Source organism: Streptomyces sp. NPDC091279 (genome assembly GCF_044757465.1).
GTDB lineage: Bacteria > Actinomycetota > Actinomycetes > Streptomycetales > Streptomycetaceae > Streptomyces.
The window spans coordinates 240,957-258,889 of the sequence record NZ_JBIVVA010000012.1; the positions used below are offsets into that span (position 1 = coordinate 240,957).

General features: G+C 72.7%; 17 protein-coding genes. 9 read left to right on the top strand and 8 right to left on the bottom strand.

Annotation, left to right across the window (positions count from 1 at the left end; genetic code table 11):
• The 4 genes from ACIQOU_RS29110 to ACIQOU_RS29125 all read right to left on the bottom strand — a co-directional run bounded on the left by ACIQOU_RS29110 (position 1) and on the right by ACIQOU_RS29125 (position 2,214).
• On the bottom strand, positions 1-768 hold the full coding sequence (locus ACIQOU_RS29110; protein WP_401541106.1) for a hypothetical protein: 768 nt from the start codon (positions 766-768) through the stop codon (positions 1-3).
• Between the two features lie 24 nt (positions 769-792).
• Complete coding sequence (locus tag ACIQOU_RS29115) at positions 793-1,077, bottom strand: hypothetical protein (RefSeq protein WP_401541108.1); 285 nt, start codon at positions 1,075-1,077, stop codon at positions 793-795.
• 118 nt (positions 1,078-1,195) lie between these two features.
• Positions 1,196-1,507 (bottom strand): hypothetical protein, encoded by a 312-nt coding sequence (locus tag ACIQOU_RS29120; protein WP_401541111.1) that lies wholly within the window; start codon positions 1,505-1,507, stop codon positions 1,196-1,198.
• Positions 1,504-2,214, bottom strand: a complete 711-nt coding sequence (locus ACIQOU_RS29125; RefSeq protein ID WP_401541113.1) for a DUF6668 family protein — start codon at positions 2,212-2,214, stop codon at positions 1,504-1,506. Before ACIQOU_RS29125 ends, ACIQOU_RS29120 begins: the two co-directional genes overlap by 4 nt.
• 233 nt (positions 2,215-2,447) lie before the next feature.
• On the opposite strand from ACIQOU_RS29125, the gene ACIQOU_RS29130 reads away from it, so the two are divergent.
• The 3 genes from ACIQOU_RS29130 to ACIQOU_RS29140 all read left to right on the top strand — a co-directional run bounded on the left by ACIQOU_RS29130 (position 2,448) and on the right by ACIQOU_RS29140 (position 6,405).
• Positions 2,448-3,278: a transglycosylase SLT domain-containing protein gene (locus tag ACIQOU_RS29130; protein WP_401541115.1), complete on the top strand. Its 831-nt coding sequence runs from the start codon at positions 2,448-2,450 to the stop codon at positions 3,276-3,278.
• A gap of 1,135 nt (positions 3,279-4,413) precedes the next feature.
• The gene (locus tag ACIQOU_RS29135; protein WP_401541118.1) at positions 4,414-5,571 is read left to right on the top strand and encodes a hypothetical protein; all 1,158 of its coding nucleotides are present in this window, start codon (positions 4,414-4,416) and stop codon (positions 5,569-5,571) included.
• Between the two features lie 294 nt (positions 5,572-5,865).
• Positions 5,866-6,405, top strand: coding sequence for a sigma-70 family RNA polymerase sigma factor (locus ACIQOU_RS29140; protein ID WP_401541121.1), 540 nt, complete (start codon positions 5,866-5,868; stop codon positions 6,403-6,405).
• Positions 6,406-6,431: 26 nt separating this feature from the next.
• On the opposite strand, the gene ACIQOU_RS29145 is transcribed toward ACIQOU_RS29140, so the two are convergent.
• The 3 genes from ACIQOU_RS29145 to ACIQOU_RS29155 are packed head-to-tail and all read right to left on the bottom strand — an operon-like array spanning position 6,432 to position 9,782.
• Positions 6,432-7,982 carry a hypothetical protein gene (locus ACIQOU_RS29145; protein ID WP_401541123.1) on the bottom strand — a complete coding sequence of 517 codons (1,551 nt, stop codon included), beginning with the start codon at positions 7,980-7,982 and terminating at the stop codon, positions 6,432-6,434.
• A 43-nt stretch (positions 7,983-8,025) separates the two neighbouring features.
• On the bottom strand, positions 8,026-8,685 hold the full coding sequence (locus ACIQOU_RS29150; protein ID WP_401541126.1) for a hypothetical protein: 660 nt from the start codon (positions 8,683-8,685) through the stop codon (positions 8,026-8,028).
• Complete coding sequence (locus ACIQOU_RS29155; RefSeq protein ID WP_401541127.1) at positions 8,682-9,782, bottom strand: NlpC/P60 family protein; 1,101 nt, start codon at positions 9,780-9,782, stop codon at positions 8,682-8,684. Before ACIQOU_RS29155 ends, ACIQOU_RS29150 begins: the two co-directional genes overlap by 4 nt.
• Positions 9,783-10,039: 257 nt before the next feature.
• Here ACIQOU_RS29155 and ACIQOU_RS29160 point away from each other — a divergent pair, with 257 nt between their 5' ends.
• The 6 genes from ACIQOU_RS29160 to ACIQOU_RS29185 all read left to right on the top strand — a co-directional run bounded on the left by ACIQOU_RS29160 (position 10,040) and on the right by ACIQOU_RS29185 (position 16,597).
• Entirely contained in the window at positions 10,040-10,552 is a 513-nt protein-coding gene (locus ACIQOU_RS29160) for a DUF6668 family protein (protein WP_401541130.1), read from the top strand.
• Positions 10,553-10,634: 82 nt separating this feature from the next.
• The gene (locus ACIQOU_RS29165; protein WP_401541132.1) at positions 10,635-10,952 is read left to right on the top strand and encodes a hypothetical protein; all 318 of its coding nucleotides are present in this window, start codon (positions 10,635-10,637) and stop codon (positions 10,950-10,952) included.
• 542 nt (positions 10,953-11,494) lie between these two features.
• Complete coding sequence (locus ACIQOU_RS29170) at positions 11,495-12,259, top strand: hypothetical protein (protein ID WP_401541135.1); 765 nt, start codon at positions 11,495-11,497, stop codon at positions 12,257-12,259.
• Positions 12,259-13,521: a hypothetical protein gene (locus ACIQOU_RS29175; protein WP_401541138.1), complete on the top strand. Its 1,263-nt coding sequence runs from the start codon at positions 12,259-12,261 to the stop codon at positions 13,519-13,521. The genes ACIQOU_RS29170 and ACIQOU_RS29175 overlap by 1 nt, the downstream gene beginning before the upstream one ends.
• The gene (locus tag ACIQOU_RS29180) at positions 13,508-15,001 is read left to right on the top strand and encodes an SCO6880 family protein (RefSeq protein WP_401541141.1); all 1,494 of its coding nucleotides are present in this window, start codon (positions 13,508-13,510) and stop codon (positions 14,999-15,001) included. The genes ACIQOU_RS29175 and ACIQOU_RS29180 overlap by 14 nt, the downstream gene beginning before the upstream one ends.
• A gap of 123 nt (positions 15,002-15,124) precedes the next feature.
• Positions 15,125-16,597, top strand: coding sequence for an ATP/GTP-binding protein (locus ACIQOU_RS29185; RefSeq protein WP_401541144.1), 1,473 nt, complete (start codon positions 15,125-15,127; stop codon positions 16,595-16,597).
• A 61-nt stretch (positions 16,598-16,658) separates the two neighbouring features.
• Here ACIQOU_RS29185 and ACIQOU_RS29190 read toward each other — a convergent pair whose 3' ends face one another.
• The gene (locus ACIQOU_RS29190; RefSeq protein WP_401541146.1) at positions 16,659-17,909 is read right to left on the bottom strand and encodes a hypothetical protein; all 1,251 of its coding nucleotides are present in this window, start codon (positions 17,907-17,909) and stop codon (positions 16,659-16,661) included.
• Positions 17,910-17,933 lie beyond the last annotated feature (24 nt).

The window sequence follows — 17,933 nt, forward strand, 5'->3', positions numbered from 1 at the left end:
TCAAGCTCCCCACAGGACGAACCCGTCGGGCTGCGCCTGCGCTGTGGCCGAATAGAGAGATCCGCTGTCCTGCGGGGCGAGCTTCCAGTCCCCGTCCCGCCAGCGCAGGTTCGTCGTCGCCGCCATGTAGCCGCCGGCGGGGTTGGTGAGCAGCAGCCGTACGGTCGCGGCGCCGCTCTGGTAGTGGGCGACGGAGAAGCCCACGAACCGTCCCACGGCGCTCTCGGCCGGGTTCGTCGACGGCGCGGCGAGCTTGCGCGTCACATACCGGTCGCGGGCCGTGCCGGGCACGAGCTGCTGGGCCGTGACGGTGCGCCAGCCGTCGCTGCTCGCCGAGACGGGGATGACGGTGGCCGCCAGCACGGCGCCCAGCGGGGTGTGCCCGAAACACCACCACATCGAGGGATCGATGTTCAAAGGGCCCGCGACGGGGGAGACGGGCAGCATGACGGCGTCGAACTGCTTCCACTGGATGCCCTGCGGCGCGGCGGTCGGGACGGTGGTGTCCCGGTCGTCGGTGCGGCAGTTCTCCGGCCGGCCCCCGGACCCGGTGCGGACGCCTTGCGGGTCACCCGGGGACAGGGGGCCCTTGACGTCGCCCAGGGCGTCCTGACTCTCGGCCGAGAGACCCTTGCCGTCGTCGTTCGTCATGGCGGCGATCAACGCCATGATCAGGAGGAAAGCCATGAAGAGCGCCGAACCGACCCAGCTGCGCTGCTGGTAGAAGGGCCCGGTCACCGGCTCACGCGTCCGCTTGCTGCCGAACATGTCGCTCGTCTCCCCGCGGGCCCGCTAGTTCTGGAAGACGAAGGTGATGATGGGGCCGGCCGTGGAGACCAGCACACAGCCGCCGAGCACCATGCCGAGGCGGCTCATGTGCTCGGAGCCCTCGCCGCGCTTCATGGAGATCGCCATCATGGCGCCGGTGATCAGGACCCCGGCGACGCCCGCCGCGGTGCCGGCCCAGGCGGCGATGCCGAGGACCTTGTTGACGGCGGTGACCAGCTTCTCCGGAGCCTCCCTCTCCGGACTGGGGACGTCCGACGCCAGGAACTGGTAGAGCAGAGCCTTGGTCATGTGATTCTCCTGTTGTATCTGTCATGAACGGCGCCGGAGCGGCCGGCGCCGGACGAAGGGGGCGGCGCCGCACGGAAGGCCGGGCCGGTGGGGGGAACGGGTCAGGGGTGGGCGCGGGTCACCCGATGAGGAAGTCCACGATCGAGAAAGCCGAGATGGCGACGACGCAGCCGCCGAGGACGAAGAACAGGCCGCGGAAGTAGGTCGCGCCCTCGCCGGGTTCACCACGCCGCAGCTGGAGGGCGAGCTGGGTGCCGATGATGATCACGCCCGCCACGGCGGCGGCCGACACGCCCCACATGAGGTAGCCGAGCAGGTCCAGGGCCCCGGCCTCGCCACCGGTCCCCCTGACGGTGGGGTCGAACCCCCCCTGGGGAATGAGGGTGCTGGGGTTGACGTGACCGGGGTCGTCCTCTGCCAGCGGGATCATCGCTTCGTCCCTTCGGCGAGGTCGGCCAGGGACCGGATCGCCCGGGGCGGGTTGGGCACGCTCTTGCCGGAGCGCCAGGCGGGCACCCACGGCAGCCGGTGGACGCGGGCCGCCGACCGCAGCACCCGTATCCGCCGGCCGAGCTTCATCGGCAGCCGTCCGGGCGCGTCGGCGACGAGCACGAGGGCCACCAGGCTGACGCCCTGCGGGTGGTTCTCCTTGCGCAGCGCGTCCAGCGCCCGCCCGGCCGCGCGCATGCCCGCGTGGTGGGTGCGCGCCACCAGCAGCACCCGGCCGGGTTCGCCCCGGGCCGGGTCGGGCCAACGGCGGCCCAGGTCCGCGCCGCCCAGCTCACGGGCGAGGGTGCTGGCGCCGGCGCCGCCGTGCGCGTTGACCCAGGAGACCCGGTAGCCCTGATGGGCCACCTGCTCGGGCGGCTCCGGCGCGACGGGCCAGTCCGTGGACCGGGCCGCGGCCTGCGCCTGAGCCTGCGGCCGGGCGGCGGCGGGCCTGACCCCGGCCGGCGCGTACGCGGTCGCGGGCGCGGCGGTCCTGGCCGGTGCGGCGGTCGCCGCCCGCGCGGCCGGTGCCGCGGGTGCGGGCGTCGTTGCCCGCGCGGCCGGTGGGGGCGTCGTCGCCGGTGGTGCGGGGGCCTGTTGAGCGGTCGGCCCGCGGACCCACATCTGGCGGTCGCCGGACACGCCCATGTGCGTTCACCTCTTCCCTCGTTCACCCTCGTTCGCAGCCGACGGACCCCGCGAGAAGCCGGATTGAACTGATCAGCCGTCGTGTCCGTTGCGGCCATCGAGTCGGCGGAGATCCGTCGGGCAGCCACTACGGGAAATCGGCGGCCGTGGTTCAAGACCTCGGCGGCCGGGTCCGCGCACGCGCGGAAGGGAGGGAGCGGGACGTGGCAGAAGGGTCAGGAGAGGGCGGGGGCATGAACCCGGTCGTGGTCGTCGCGGCCGCGGGCGGTGGTTCGGGGCTCATGGGCTGCATCGCGTTCGTGATGCTGATCGTCGTCGTCATCGGCGTGATCATCCAGTGCGCGATCGGCGTCCTGCTCTGGCCTCTGGTGCTGATCTGCCACATCTTCGGCTGCGGGGGCGGCGGGGGCGGGGGCGGCGACGACGGCGGGGGCGCGCAGGTCGACCAGGCCCAGATCGCCTCGGCGTACCAGAGCGACGGCACGGGCGAACTGGCCGTCGGCAGCGTCCCCGACGACCTCCTCGACACCATCAACAGCGCCGGCGCCGAGTGCTCGCAGATCGGCCCCATCGTCATCGCCGCGCAGATCCAGGCCGAGTCCGGCTGGAACCGGAGCCTGGTCGGCACGAACGGCGCCGAGGGCATCTCGCAGCTGCCGCCGGACAAGTTCAAGGAGTTCGGCAAGGACACCGACGACAACGGCAAGACGTCCGCCCTGGACGCCGAGGACTCGATCATGGCGCAGGGCAAGTACATGTGCTCGCTCTACGGGGACGTCAAGGACCTCATCGCCAACAACGTCGTCAAGGGCTCCCCCCTCGACCTGACCCTGACCGCGTACGACCTCGGGCTCGACGCGGTCAAGGAGGCGGGCGGGGTGCCTGATACGTCCCGTTCGCAGAGCTACATCTCCAGCATCCGCAGCCAGTTCGCGCTGTACGGGGGTGCGATCAAGCCGCCGGAGGGGTCGGCGTACCCGTCGATGTCGGCGTCGCCCTACCCGACCGCCGCCGGCACCCCGACGCCCCGGGGCACCCCGTCCGCCACCGCCACCGCCGAGTGACCGCACAGCGAGGAGACAACCCGTGTTCAGCAGACGCAATCGCCGGCACGAGCCCGCGCCGGACACCGCGGTCCCGACGCCGCCCGCGCCCTTCGAGGTGACGATCCGCCGGGACGGCAGCACGGTGTTCGCCGGCACGGAGTTGCCCGTCCCGCCGGGCGAGCCCGTCCACATCACGATCCTCGACACGCTCCAGCAGCACGCGCAGCTCCGGGGCGAGCCGGTGCAGGCCCTGATCCACGACCAGGGCGAGGAACTCCTCACCCACGTCCAGGTATCCCCAGACGGCTCCAGCCTCCTCCTGACAGAGCAAGAGTTCCCCACCCCCCTGGACACCTTCGCCTCCGGCCAACTCCAGCCGGGCGCGGGAGACTTCGGCTCCGCCGGGCTCCAGGCGGGGGAGGGGGACTTCGACTCCGGTGAACTCCAGCCCCGGGCGGGGAACTTCGACTCCGAGGGGATGTGGCCGGACCCGGGTCCCGAGGAGTGGGGGGTGGGGGGTCAGACGGGGCCGGGGGTGACGGCGACCTTCAGTCCGGCGCCGGTTCCGGCGCCTGCTCCGGTTCCGGCTCCGGTGCCGACGCCGGTTGCGGCGCCTGCTCCGGGTCCGGTTGCGCCGCCCGCGCCCGCTCCGGTTCCGGTGCCCGATCCGGTGCCGACGCCGGTTGCGGCTCCCGCGCCCGCTCCGGTTCCGGTGCCCGATCCGGTGCCCGCTCCGGCCCCGGTGTCCGATCCGGCCCCGACGCCGGTTGCGGCTCCCGCGCCTGCTCCGGTTGCGGCGCCTGCTCCGGTGCCCGCTCCGGCCCCGGCTCAGGTTGCGGCGCCCGCGCCCGCGCCCGCTCCGGCCCCGGCCCCGGCGCCCGCTCCGGTTGCGGCTCCGGTGCCCGCCCCGGTTCCGGTGGCAACTCCGGCCCCGACGCCGGTTGCGGCGCCCGCGCCCGCTCCGGTTGCGGCTCCGGGCTCGGCTCCGGTTGTGGCGTCAGCTCCGGTCCCGGCGCCCGTTCCGGTTGCGGCCTCGGGTCCGGTTGTTGAAAGGGAGTTCAGGCCGTCTGCTTCTGCTGGGCCCGCTCTGCTGGACCGGTTGGTGAAGGGCATCGGTGAGCCGGTCGCCGAGCCGGTTGCGGAGGAGGGGGAGGTGAGTGTGGTCGCCACCCCGGTTGCCGAACCGACGCCCACTCCGACGCCGTCCCTCACCGCCGGGCTCGCCTTGGTCGACCGTTTGGTCAACGCGGCGGGCGCGTCCCCGGAGCCCCTTGCGACGGGGGGCGAGGTCACTCCGGTGCATGCCGAGTCCTCTGCGACGGAGGCCGAGGTCGCTCCGGTGCATGCCGAGTCCCTTGTGGCGGAGGCCGAGGTCATGCCGGTGCATGCCGAGTCCCTTGTGGCCGAGGCCGGGGTCACGCCGGAAAGGGGCGCGGGGAACGGCGCGACCAGCCCCGACGGCGGGTCAGCCGAAGTCCCTCCGGTGCACGCCGAGTTCCGTGTGGCGGAGGCCGAGGTCACGCCGGTGCATGCCGAGTCCCGTGTGGCGGAGGCCGAGGTCACGCCGGAAAGGGGCGCGGGGAACGGCGCGACCAGCCCCGATGGCGGGTCAGCCGAAGTCCCTCCGGTGCACGCCGAGTCCCTTGTGGCGGAGGCCGAGGTCATGCCGGGAAGGGGCGCGGGGAACGGCGCGACCAGCCCCGACGGTGCCGCAGCCGAAGTCCCTCCGGTGCACGCCGAGCCCCCTGTGGCCGAGGCCGAGGTCGCCCCGGTGCACGCCGGGTTCCCTCTCGGTGAGGGCGAGGTCACGTCCGGCAGCGCTGCCGCAGGCGAACAGCCCGCCGTACCCGGCGAGTTCGCCGAACTCGTCGCCCAGATCGGCCGCGCCGTCGACGCGGAAGCGTTCGAGCGCGCCGCCGCGCTGGTCTTCCGCCTACGCGAACACACCGTCAGAGCGTTCGGCCCAGAACACCCGCACACCCTGGAAGCCCTCTCCCTGGAGGCATACGTCGCCCACCGAGGCGACAACCACCGCCTCGCCACCCTCACCTGCCTCGAACTCGCCCACCTCCGCTTCCGCCACGCCGACCCCCGCACCCGCGACGAACTGACCCGCGCCGTGGCCGCCTGGCGCCGCGTCGACGAGATGCCGTTCGCCCTCGAACACGGCAGAGCCCTCCTCGCCCTCTGGACCGAACTGACGCAACAGCAGCGGCCGACCCCGCAAGACACCGAATTGATGCGCCGCGTCAATCGACGTATACACGCCCTCGCCGCCGCCCCCGACGGCCACCAGACCGGCGTCGCCTGACACAAAGGTCCAGGCCAGGCCGGACGGAACGGCTCCGGATCGCACCGACCGCGCGACCACGGCCGTTCAGCCTGCCCAGCCCGCAACCCCGTTCACACCCGGCCGCGAGGAACCGGCGTCCACCGTCCGTCAATTCGACATGCAACGCCGCTCGCGACACTCCCGCACATCGGGCCCGCAGTACCCGGTCCCGAGACCTGACCGCCGACACCGGGGTCACGGAACGAGGGAGTACACAAGTTGAGCTGGACCGTGATGGGTTCCGCGGGAGCGACGGGTTCCCGGGAACGCGCGATGCGCACGTTGTACGAGGAGCATGTCGGAGGCCTGTACAGCTACGTCCTGCGGCTGCTGGGAGGCGACCGGCACCGCGCGGAGGACGTCGTGCAGGAAGCCCTGTTGCGCTGCTGGCGCACGCAGGAACTGGACGACGGGCAGTCGTTGCGGCCGTGGCTGTTCCGCGTCGCCCGCAACCTCGTCGTCGACGAGTACCGGTTGCGGATGGCGCGGCCGCAGGAGGTCGACGGCACGTTGTGGCTCGACGAGCTGTTGTCCGCGTCCGACGATGTCGACCAACTGCTCTCCTCGATGCTGTTGCAGGAGGCGTTCAAGCAGCTCTCCTCCAAGCACCGGGAAGTGCTGTACGAGACGTACTACACCGGGCGGTCGACCCGGGAAGCGGCACTCGTGCTCGGGGTTCCGCCGGGGACCGTCAAGTCCCGTCTGCACCATGCGGTGCGGGCGTTGCGGCTGGCGCTGGGGATTGTGGAGACGCCGGCTGCGGCGCCGGTCGGGGCGCGTGAGCAACTTCTTTTTGAACGGGCCGCTGCGTGACGCTGGCCGCGTAGCGCTGGCCGCGTTCAGGTGACCGGGTGGCGGGCGGGGCGGTCCCAGGACCGGGGGGTTGGCCGGGGTGGCGTGGGGTCCTCCGCGGGGGGCGGTTCGGGTGTGGTGCGGGTCGATTGCAGCCACGAGGGGGGCTCGATGGTGGGGTTGGCCTCGTCCTCAAGCGCCGGACGGGCTGGTTGATGCTGGCCTGCGTTTGCCGTTGACGCACCAGACCTGGGGGCTGCGCCCCCAGACCCCGCTTCGGCCTGGACGGCCTCGTCCTCAAGCGCCGGACGGGCTGGTTGATGCTGGCCTGCGTTTGCCGTTGACGCACTAGACCTGGGGGCTGCGCCCCCAGACCCCGCTTCGGCCTGGACGGCCTCGTCCTCAAACGCCGGACGGGCTGGAATTGGCTGGCCTGCGTTTGCCGTTGAGGCACCAGACCTGGGGGCGCTGCCCCCAGACCCCCGTTCGGCCTGGACGGCCTCGTCCTCAAACGCCGGACGGGCTGGTTGATGCTGGCCCCCGCCCGTAAGAGCCCCGGAGTTGCTCGGCCCGGCATCCCCAAGCTCCCCCCGAGGGGGCCCCGGACGGGCCGGAGTCGCCCCCACCGGCGTCGAAGCCCCCAGCCCCCCGGCGCCCGGGGTCTCCCCCCGTACCCCCTCCAAGTGCGCCTGATACCGCAGCGCCTCCGTCAGTGCCCCCGCGCCCTCGCCCGGGATCTGGTTGCGCATGCGGATGATGCCGAAGCCGGCCGCGAGGGCCTCGTCCAAGTCCGTTATCTGGAGCCAGAGGGTGACCGCGCGGGCCGCCGCGGACTCGGCGTTCTCGTGGGCGCCCTGGTAGAGCCAGCGTTCGGCGACGTCGCGGAAGAGGCGTACGCCGCCCGCCGTGTCGCCCAGGAGCGCGGTGATGCGGGCCCAGACCTCGCGGATGCGCAGCGCGTCGGGGTGGGAGATGCCCAGGGCGGCGGAGGCCCGTTCGTCGAGGCGGGCGGCGAGTTCGGCGGCGGCGTCCACGCGGCCCGCCTCCAGGTGCTCCGCGACCAGCGCCAGCGCGGGCGAGAACGCCCCGGGGTCGGGTTCGGCGGCTGCCTTCGACACCGATGACGCCGTTGCCGACCTGTTCTTCCGGGACAGCCGGGAGAGCTTCGGAGCCGGGGCGGGGGGCGCCGTGGGCGTCGTTGTCGTCGTTGTCGTCGGCCTGGGGTCTTGATTCTCCCCTCCCTTGTCCCTCCCCTTCTCCTTGGCTTTTCCTTTCGCCTTTTCTGCTTTTTCCGCTGACTTGTCTCTGCGTTTGCGGGGTTGTGGGGGTGTTGGGGCTCCCGTCAGTTCGCCTACCGAGCCGTCGGGGGTCACCACCAGGAGCCAGACGGTGCCGTCCGCCTCCGTGGCCTGCGCGCGGACCGGGCGGCCCAGGCGGGCGGAGGCCTCGGCCACGGCGCCGATCGCCGCGCCCCGGTGCGCGTGCGTGGCCGACGGCACCAGCGGGCCCGCGGCGTCGACCCGGCCGTCGGCGTACACGGTCAGCGTGTAGGCCGGCCAGCCGGGTACGTCGGCGGCGTCGTAGGTCGGGTGCGTCACGGTCTCCTCCGGGAGATGGGCGGGCGGCGTCCTGGCGGGCCCGCTACTGAAGCCGGACGCCCGCCACCTGCCACGCCTTGCCCGGGCCGGTACGGGTCAACTGAACGTACACGGCGAGCGCGTCGGCCTTCCCCGTCCACTGGTCGCGGCCGTGCGGGGTGGTCGTGACGATCCACTGCCGCCACGCCTCGGTCCCGGTGTCCGGAGGCCGCGCCGCGTCGTCCGCCGCCGACAGCGCGACGGTGGTGTAGGCGCGGTGCCCCGCCCACTCCCGCCACTGCGCGCTGCTCACCGAACCGCCTTGCTGGGACCGGAGTTGGAGCCCGTACTCGGCGGTGAGCCAGCCCGCGTCGGCCGCCCGCACCCCGGCCGCCACCGGACCGCTGTCGACGGTGGTGTCATACGTCCACAACGCCTTCAACGCGCCCTTGCTCACCGCGTCCGCGTCGGTCCGTTTCACGTCGGCCGCCTGCGGGACGCCCCCCTTCGGCGTGCCCGTGGAGCGGACCGGCACGGTCGGGGACGCGTCCGCGTCGGTCGGCGTCGGATAGGGGCCGGTGCCGGAGGCCGCCGGGTGGGACGCGGTGGCGCCCGCCGTGCCGGGAACGTCGGTGTCCTGGCCGCCGCAGGCCGTGACGGTGAGCGTGAGGACAAGGGCCAGCGCGGAGGTCGCGACGGCGCGCCTGCTGCTGGGGTGGATCATCCGAACCGCCTTATTTTCTGGGGCTTCGAGGTGTAGTACGCGTCGTTCAGGTCGCTGATCTTGACGACGTCCCCGGTCTTCGGCGCGTGGATGAACTGGCCGCCGCCGATGTAGATGCCGATGTGGTCGTAGCTGCCGTGCAGCGCGAACCCGATGACGTCACCGGGGCGGATGTCGGCGCGGTCCACCGACTCGCCCGCCGTGACCTGGAGTTGGGAGACCCGGGGCAGGATCAGCGTGCCGCCGCTGGCCTGGTAGACGGCGTTCTGGACCAGGCTGGAGCAGTCGAAGCCGACCGTGTTCGCACCCTGCGCGAAGCCGAGCCCGGGGCCCTCGACCCCGCCGCCGCCCCACGAGTACGGCGTACCGAGCCACTTGCGCGCCGCCGCCACCACCCGGTCCCCGAACGCCCCGCCCGTCTCGCCCGACGTCTCCCCGGACGGTTCACCGGTGCTGGTGCTGGTCCCCGTCGCCGTGCCGGTGCCCGTGTAGCGGCCCATCGCCTCGATGATCCGCACCACATACGCCTGCGTCTCCGGGTACGGGGGCACCCCGCCGTACTGCTGGACGGCGCCGGGCCCGGCGTTGTAGGCGGCCAGCATCAGCCGGGTGACATCCGCGCCGCTGGGCGCCGCGTCCTTCACCTTGTCGGCGAGCCAGCAGTCGTAGCGGGCCTGCGTCATGATCGCGTCGCCGGGGGTGAACGGGTCCGCCACCCCGTCGGGTTCGGCGCTGCCGTCCTTCCCGGCCGCGTCCACGCCCCACGTCGCCCACGTCCCCGGGATGAACTGGCTGAGCCCCTGCGCCTGCGCCGGGCTCACCGCCTTCGGGTTCCAGCCCGACTCCGCCTCGATCTGGGCGGCCACCAGCGGCGCGCTGACCTCGGGGCAGAGCTGCCCGGCCTGTTCGACCCACGACGCGTACCCGGACGGGATCTTCTGCGCGTCCAGCGTCGTCGCGAACCCCTCGGTGACCGTGTCCTGTTCCTGGCCGACGGCTCCCAGCACGGAGAGCCCGATCAGGCTGCCGACAAGACCAAGGACGGACAGTCCCGTCACCAGCACCGTCGAACGCGCCTGCGCGCTGTGGCCGACCATCTGTGCCCCCTCGCCGCTCCCCCCGGACATGCGTGGGGCAGGCGTGGGCGCAGCCCAACTAGCCCTGTATGTCCGGCTTCTTAATACTCGTCACGTATTGCGGTTTATCAACTCATATGTATGATGGGCGCGTTGAGTCGGAACTCGAAGGAGCTGCCATGGCAGGGGATGTGCCGGTGCTCAATCCCTGGTTGCCGCAGTCGCGCCCTTCCGGGGGCACCAACGGGAAACCGGGCCGAACGGTTCAGGAGCAGGCGGTGGAACTGACCGGGCCTTCCGCGCCCCAGGGCCCCGGCGTGCCGCCCCCGGAGCGCGGGCTGCCCGTCGCACCGCCACACCCCGGCCTCGGTCAGGCCTGGTGGTGGCTCGGCGTGCACGGCGGCGCGGGTGTCACCACCCTGGAACAGGCGGTACCCGGCGGCCTCGACGCGGGCCGCGCCTGGCCGTTCTCGGCCCGTACCCAACGGGTCGTCCTGGTCGCCCGCTCCAGCGCGAACGGCCTCAAGGCGGCGGGGCTCGCCGCCCAGCAGTGGGCCTCCGGCACCGTCGCCGGGGTCGAACTGCTCGGCCTGGTCGTCGTGGCGGACGCGCCCGGACGCCGCCCCTCGGTGCTGCGGGACCGGGTACGTCTGGTCTCCGGCGCGGTGCCCCGGCTGTGGGAGATCCCCTGGGTCGAACCCTGGCGCCTGGGCGAGTCCCCGCACGCCCACCTCCCCAAGGAGTGCGCCCCGCTGACCCGCGACCTCACCCGCCTGATCCAACCCGCCTGACTCCCCCAAGCCCCCAAGCACCCCAAGCCCCCAAGCACCCCAAGTCCCCATAGCTCTGTAACGCCCTGCATAGGAGGGCCAGTTGTCCAGCCTGTTGGCGGCCACCGTGGACGCCGCACCCCACCTCGCCCACCTCGCGGCCGCCGGCCAACCCTCGGGCGTACCGGACGTCGGCGCGGGCGAGGCGCCCCCGGGGGCCGAGGGCCTCCTCACGGTGCTGCGCTGGGTGGCCTGGTCGGTCACCGCCCTCTGCGTCGCCGGCATCTTCGGCGTCGCCGCCCGCATGGCCGTCGACCACTCCAAGGGCGGCGGCCGAGAACACGTCCGAGGCCTGGGCTTCGTCCTAGGAGCCTGCCTCCTCATAGGCTCAGCCTCGGGAATAGTCAGCGCCCTGATCTAGGGGTCCTGTTGTGGGAGACCCGAACCTCTGGCTGAGCGCCGCGCCCGGCTTTCTGCCTTCGAGCGCGAGGGCCCACACCAACCGGTGCCCCCGCCACAGCCCACGAACACAGAGCCAAGCTGAGCCGGGACGGGCGGAGTCTTTCGCTTCTAGGAGCGGGGGAGCGGGGCGGTACCGATGGCGACCGGCGGCTCCGCCGCAGGGGCGCACCCCCTCCACCGGCCGACAGCTTTCCACGCACCGATCCCCCCACCGGCCGATAAGGGGCGCGGGGCTGTATCGATCTGCGGCTCCGCCGCGGGGCGCGACAAGCCCCCACCGGCCGAAAGTTCCCCCACAACCGATCCCCCCACCCCCTGCTTCTAGGGGCGCGGGGAACTGCGCGACAAGCCCCCACCGGCCGCAAGTCTCCCCACAACCGATCCCCCCGCCCCCTGCTTCTAGGGGCGCGGGGAACTGCGCAAAACCCCCCACCGGCCCGCGGCGACCCACACACCGAAACCACAGACCACCCCCCCCCGACCAGCAGAAGGGCCACTGACATGGCAGAGCCCGCCGCAGGCGGCCCCGCCCCGGAAGACCCCCGCAGCCCCTGGCTGAGAACCAGCTTCGTCATGGCCGCAGCCTTCGTAGGCTTCATAGCCGTCATCGCCGCAGCCGTGGTCTTCACCTCCAGCGGCAACGGCGAGGCCGCAGAACCCGCAACCCCCACCGACCCGGCAACGCCGACCACCGGCACCGGCACAGGTACCGGCAAGGGCACAGGCACCGGCACGTGCCCCACCCTGCCCACCGCCCAGCAGGCGGTACCGACCGCCGCCCCCACCGGCATCACCTGGACCCTCTTCGACGCCGTAGCCCTCCCCGCGTCGAAGACCGCAGGCCCGGCCATCACGACCGGCGACGTGGCCCGCTGCTACGCGCACACCCCGGTAGGGGCCCTGCTCGCGTCGAGCCAGATCAGCGTCCGCTACCTCGCCGCCGGCGACTGGCAGACCGTCACCCGCACCCAGACCCTCGGCGCCGGACGCGACACCTACCTCGCCGACCGCGCCGCCGCAGAGCAGACCGCCGAGCCCGGCGACAGCCCCACGCACGGGCAGATCGCCGGGTTCCGGTTCGTCACGTACCACGACACCACCGCCGTTGTGGAGACCGTCTGGCGGTTCCCGGACGGGACGTTGCAGGCGGCCACGACGACGGTGTTGTGGCGGGACGGCGACTGGCGGCTGGAGTTCCCGGCCGATCCGGCCGCTCCGACCCCGGTCGACTCGGTCGCCGGATACGTCTCCTGGGGAGGAGTCTGATGGCGGGCTGTGACTTCGGCTGGGTCGCCCCGACCGTCGGCGGCTACTGCGTCGGCGACGGCAGCGGCACCTCGCCCAAGAACCTCGGAAGCAGCGGCTTCGACGAGATCGCCAACGACGCGGCGAAGGCGGCGAGTACGACCGTCAAGGCGCTCGGCAGCGCCTGGATGGACCTCGGCACACCCGACCTCGGCGCGGACAGCGGCCCGGTGGCGCTGCTGCGCGGCTCCACGCTGTGGTTCACGTCGTTCACCGCCGTGCTCTGTCTGCTGATCGCGGCCGGTCACCTGGCCTGGCAACGGCGCAGCGACCCGGCCCGGCAGGCCTTGCAGGGGCTGCTCAACCTGGTCGTGGTGTCGGCGGCCGGGGTCGCCACCGTCAACCTGCTGGCGGTCGCGGGCGACCGGTTCAGCGTGTGGATCATCGACCGGTCCACCGGCTGCGAACAGATCAGTTCGACCGGCGAGCCGGTGGCCGCGTGCGTGGCGGAGTTCGACAAGCGGACGTCGGCGATGCTGGCGCTCGGCGGCACCGACTCGTCGTTCCTGGTGCTGGTGATGGCGGTGCTCGTGATCGTGGCGAGCATCGCGCAGATCGCCCTGATGATCATGCGGATGGCGATGCTGGTCATCCTCAGCGGCACCCTGCCGCTGTCGGCGGCGGCCAGCACGACCCCGACCGGGCGGGTGTGGTTCCGCAGGTCGGTGGGGTGGCTGCTGGCGTTCGTGCTGTACAAACCGGCGGCGGCCGTGGTGTACGCGGCGGCCTTCTCGATGGCCGGGCAGCAGCAGGACAACCAGGTCGTCTCCATGGTCTCCGGCGTCGTCCTGATCGTGCTGGCCTGTTTCACGCTGCCCGCGCTGATGCGGTTCGCCGCGCCGGTCGTGCAGGCGGCCGTGTCCGGGTCGGGCCGGGGCGCCAAGGCCTCGTCGGCCGCCGCGTCCGGGCCCGCGTCGGCGGCCTCCGGCGCGCTCGCCGTTCCGCATCTGCGCGGGCTCGCCGCCGGGCGGTCGGTCTCCGGGGCCGCCGTGGGCGCCGACCACGCGGGCGGCGGGCGCGGCCGGTTCGCGCAGGGCGCCGCCACCGGACGCCGGTCGCCGGTGTCCGGCGCGACGACCGCGGGCCACGACCCGCAGGCCGACGACGCCGGGCGGACGCCCGCCGACGGCCACCCCCACTCGGGCGACGGCCACGAGGCACCCGTGACGGTGCCCGACCGGTCGCCCCTCGATCAGCAGGAGGAGTCCCGTGGCAGCCATTGACGCCACCCCCCGCACCTACGGCAACTTCCGCAAGCCCCGCACCTCCGGCCTGCGCGGTCTCTCCCTCGGGGCGACCATGCTGCTGTTCGCCGGTCTGATCGCCGTCGTGCTGGCCACCCTGGCCTCCGTGTGGGCCGCGCTCGCCCTGGCGGTCGTGCTGGTGCTCGCCACCGCCCCGCTCGCGTTGAAGGACCGGCACGGCCGCACCCTGATGCAGCGCGGCGCGGTCCGCCTCGCCTGGTGGCGCACCACCTCGGCGGGCGGCCACCTCTACCGCTCGGGCCCGACCGGCCGCACCGGCGGCAGCTGCCAACTCCCGGGCCTGGCAGCCGAGTCCACGGTGACCGAGGCGCAGGACGGCTACGGGCGGCCGTTCGCGATGATCTCCATCCCGTCCACCGGGCACCACGCCGTCGTCATCTCCTGCGACGCCGACGGCGCCGCCCTCGTCGACGAGCAGCAGGTCGACACCTGGGTCGCGCACTGGGGCCAGTGGCTGTCCGCGCTCGGCGCCGAACCCGGCCTCGCCGCCGCCAGCGTCACCGTGGAGAGCGCCCCCGACTCCGGGGTCCGCCTGCAACAGGAGATCGCCGCCAACACGGCTGACGGAGCACCGGAGTTGGCGTCGGCGATGCTGCGCGAGGTGCTGGCCGCCTACCCCGCGGGGTCGGCCCAGATCACCACCCGGATCGCGCTCACCTACTCCGGCGCCGCCCGCCCCGGGCAGCCCCGGCGCAGCGCCGAGGACATGGCCCTGCACATCGGCACCCGGCTCCCCGGACTCACCGCAGGCCTGTCCATGACCGGCGCCGGAACGGCCGTTCCGATGACCGCGACCGAACTCGCCGAGGCCGTCCGCGTCGCCTACGACCCCACCGTGTCGTCCCTCGTCGAGGAGGCGCGGGCGACCGGCGGCACCGGGCTGACCTGGGACCAGGCGGGTCCGATGGCCGCCCAGGAGGCCTGGGACCACTACCGGCACGACGGCGCCTACAGCGTGACCTGGGCGATGACGGAGGCCCCGCAGGGCGAGGTGTTCTCCAACGTCCTCACCTCCCTCGTCCAGCCCAACCGGGACATCGCCCGCAAGCGCATCACCCTGCTCTACCGCCCGCACACCCGCGCCGAGGGCGCCCGCGTCGTCCAACAGGACTACAAGAACGCCCTGTTCAACGCCCAGCAGTCGCAGATCGGGCAGGCCCGCGACGACGCCGAGGTGAGCGCCGCCCGCCGGACCACCGAGGAACAGGCCCAGGGCCACGGCGTGATCCGGTTCGGCATGCTCATCACCGCGACCGTCGGCTCGGCCGCCGACCTGCCCAAGGCCGCCGCCGCCGTCGACAACCTCGCGCCCGCCGCCCGCATCGCGGTGCGCCCGGTCTACGGCTCGCAGTCGGCGGCGTTCGCGGCGGCCCTCCCGCTGGGGCTGGTGCTGCCGCTGCACACGGCGCTCCCGCAGACGGTCCGCGACGTGATGTGACCCGCACGGACGTATCCGACGGCGGCCCCGGCTGAACCCGGCTGAACCCGGCCGTATCCGGCCCGCCCGTCAACTCGCACCGTCATCTCGTCCGCCAACTCGCTTGATCGCAAGGGAAGTTCGATGGCATCGAAGACCAAGGAACCCCGCCAGGCGCGGCCCACGGCCCGGGGCTGGCCCGGCGCGGGCGGCGGCATGGTCGGCTATGTCGACCCCGCCCCCGAGTGGCGCGGCACCTCCGTGCAGGTGTGCGGCCTGTGGCCGTTCGGCGCGGGCGCCGGTACCCCGATGGTGGGCGTGCCGCTCGGCCGTGACCTCGACTCCGGGGCGACGGTCTGCTGCGACCCGGTGTCCTGGTTCACCCGCACCGGGCTGCTCGCCAACCCGTCGATGTTCGTGCTCGGCCGCCCCGGGCTCGGCAAGTCGACGGTGGTGCGCCGGATGGCCCTCGGCCTCGCGGGCTACGGCGTCCACCCGTTGATCTTCGGCGACCTCAAGCCCGACTACACCGACCTGATCCGGGCCATCGGCGGCCAGGTCATCAGCCTCGGCCGGGGGCGCGGCAACCTCAACGTCCTCGACCCCGGCGAGTCCGTGCAGGCCGCCGCCCGCCTCACCGGGGACGCCCGCCACCGGCTGCTCGCCGACATCCACGGGCGGCGCCTGCACATGGTGTCGGCGCTGATCACCATCCTGCGCTCGGCGCCCCCGACCGACCGCGAGGAGACGATCCTCTCGGCCGCCCTGAACGTCCTCGACGACCGGCACGGCCCCGACCGCATCCCCGTTCTCGGCGACCTCGTCCAGGTCATCAAGGACGCCCCGGAGTCCGTGCGCGCGGTGGCCCTGGACCGGGGTGACATCGACCGCTACCGGGACATCACCGAGAACCTGGAGGCGTCGTTGATGGCGCTGCTCGGGGACGGGCGCCTCGGCGGCACCTTCGCCAGCCCCACCACCGAGCCCATGAAGCTCGACCGGCCGGTCTGCTTCGACGTCAGCGGCATCGACGACAGCGAGCAACTCCTGCAAGCCGCCGCCCTGTTGTCGTGCTGGTCCTACGGGTTCGGCGCGGTCTCCGCCGCCCACGCGCTGGCCGACGCGGGCCTGGAACCGCAGCGCAACTACTTCCTCGTCATGGACGAACTCTGGCGGGTCCTCCAGGCCGGGCGCGGTCTCGTCGACCGGGTCAACGCCCTCACCCGGCTCGACCGGCAGCGCGGGGTGGGCCTCGCGATGATCACCCACAGCCTCGACGACCTGCTCGCGCTGCCGACGGAGGAGGACCGCACCAAGGCCAAGGGGTTCGTGGAGCGGGCCGGGATGGTCATCTGCGCGGGCCTGCCGCCCGCCGAGATGCCGCAGCTCTCCCAGGTCGTCGAGTTGACCGAGGCCGAGAAGCGGCTCCTGGTCGACTGGTCCACGCCGCCCGCGTGGGACGGCGCGAGCGGCCGCAACGGCACTCCGCCGGGGCTCGGTAACTTCCTCATCAAGGTCGGCAGCCGTCCCGGCATCCCCCTCCACGTCGACCTCACGGCAGCGGAACTCGCCGTCAACAACACCAACAAACGCTGGACCAACATGACCCAGAGCTGACCCACCCGACACACCAAGGCGCCGCCGACATCCGGGGGGATGCCGACGGCGCCGGGGTGGGCTACTTCCGCTTCTGCTTGCCCTTCTTGTCAGAGCCGGTGAGGTGGTCCCGGGCCGCCTGACGGGCGCCGCGCTCGCTGGGAGCCTCCATGTGGCGCCTCCCAGAGCCGGCGGCCGATGACTCCGCCGCGTATCCCTGGGTGTAGGCGGTGGCGTTGGCCGGGTTGGTGGTGTACGTCGACGAGGAGTAGGAACCGACGGGGCTGGTCGGGCGGCCGTACCCGCCTCCCTGGGTGTACCCGCCTCCCCCTTGCGTGTAGGACACCGTCGACGGGGTGGTGCTCCAACTCGACACCGCGACCGGATTCTGCCCGTACATCTGCTGCTGGTTGGTGTAGTTCACCGGCGGGAGGGAATTGCGCATGTCCTGCATCCCGAAGGAACCCTGCGAGTTCGAGTTCGAGTAGTCCACCGAGGAGTTGCCCTGGCCGCCCACCTGGTAGCCGAGGACCGGATTCTGGGGGTGCATGTACGGCCTCGTGTTGGCCCGTTCCTCAGCGCTGGGCATGAACGCCTCCAGCGTCGCCGCACCGCCGGCCGCGTAGGTGCCCACCGAGTTGAACACCTCGCCGGTCTTCGACGAGGGAGTGACCGCGTTGCCGATGTTGCCGACGCCCGCGACGGCGTGCAGGCCGACGGCGGCGAGTTCCGTCTTGTCGATCCGGGCGCCCGCCCGCCACTGGTTCGCCAGGTGCAGGACGTCCTTGAGGACCGCGCCGCCCTGGAACGCCGCACTCGCGCCGTTCACGATCCGACCGGTCAGGCTGTTGGCGTCGAAGAACTTGTTGATGAGGCCGGGGACGACCGTCGGGATGGCGTTGACGATACCGACGGTGACCCGCTTCGCGGTGGGGGAGAGCCGTTCGCTGAAGCGCTTGGCGCTCGGGCTGAATCGCTCGATGGCCCCGTGGACCCCGTAACTGTGGTCCCTGCTGACCCGCACGGGTACGGCGTAGAACTCGTCGACCCGCTGGCCGTTGACGGACCGGACGTGAACTCCGAAGTTCCCCGATTCCAGGTCCGGCGCGTTCGCCGGCACGGAATTGGCAGGCGCCTCGGAGAGCGCCGTCACCTGTTCCGTGGTGTAGACCGTGCGCCCCTTCTTGTCCTTGACCTTGTTTCCCTTCCTGTCCCGCTGCGCGACCTCGACGTTCTGGTCGGTGATGTCGACGGAGTAATAGGAGTTGACGGACCTGTTGGAGCTGGCGTTGGAACTGCCCTGTGACCCTGTGGGGCTGTTGTCACGTGCCACTGTTCTCACCCATTTCCGAGGGGG

What these genes read in the sequence shown, in the direction of transcription:
- ACIQOU_RS29125 (WP_401541113.1), bottom strand. Translation starts at nt 2,214, where the DNA reads ATGGGCGTGTCCGGCGACCGCCAGATGTGGGTCCGCGGGCCGACCGCT.
- ACIQOU_RS29185 (WP_401541144.1), top strand. Translation starts at nt 15,125, where the DNA reads ATGGCATCGAAGACCAAGGAACCCCGCCAGGCGCGGCCCACGGCCCGG.
- ACIQOU_RS29120 (WP_401541111.1), bottom strand. Translation starts at nt 1,507, where the DNA reads ATGATCCCGCTGGCAGAGGACGACCCCGGTCACGTCAACCCCAGCACC.
- ACIQOU_RS29170 (WP_401541135.1), top strand. Translation starts at nt 11,495, where the DNA reads ATGGCAGAGCCCGCCGCAGGCGGCCCCGCCCCGGAAGACCCCCGCAGC.
- ACIQOU_RS29150 (WP_401541126.1), bottom strand. Translation starts at nt 8,685, where the DNA reads ATGATCCACCCCAGCAGCAGGCGCGCCGTCGCGACCTCCGCGCTGGCC.
- ACIQOU_RS29115 (WP_401541108.1), bottom strand. Translation starts at nt 1,077, where the DNA reads ATGACCAAGGCTCTGCTCTACCAGTTCCTGGCGTCGGACGTCCCCAGT.
- ACIQOU_RS29140 (WP_401541121.1), top strand. Translation starts at nt 5,866, where the DNA reads ATGCGCACGTTGTACGAGGAGCATGTCGGAGGCCTGTACAGCTACGTC.
- ACIQOU_RS29175 (WP_401541138.1), top strand. Translation starts at nt 12,259, where the DNA reads ATGGCGGGCTGTGACTTCGGCTGGGTCGCCCCGACCGTCGGCGGCTAC.
- ACIQOU_RS29155 (WP_401541127.1), bottom strand. Translation starts at nt 9,782, where the DNA reads ATGGTCGGCCACAGCGCGCAGGCGCGTTCGACGGTGCTGGTGACGGGA.
- ACIQOU_RS29110 (WP_401541106.1), bottom strand. Translation starts at nt 768, where the DNA reads ATGTTCGGCAGCAAGCGGACGCGTGAGCCGGTGACCGGGCCCTTCTAC.
- ACIQOU_RS29130 (WP_401541115.1), top strand. Translation starts at nt 2,448, where the DNA reads ATGAACCCGGTCGTGGTCGTCGCGGCCGCGGGCGGTGGTTCGGGGCTC.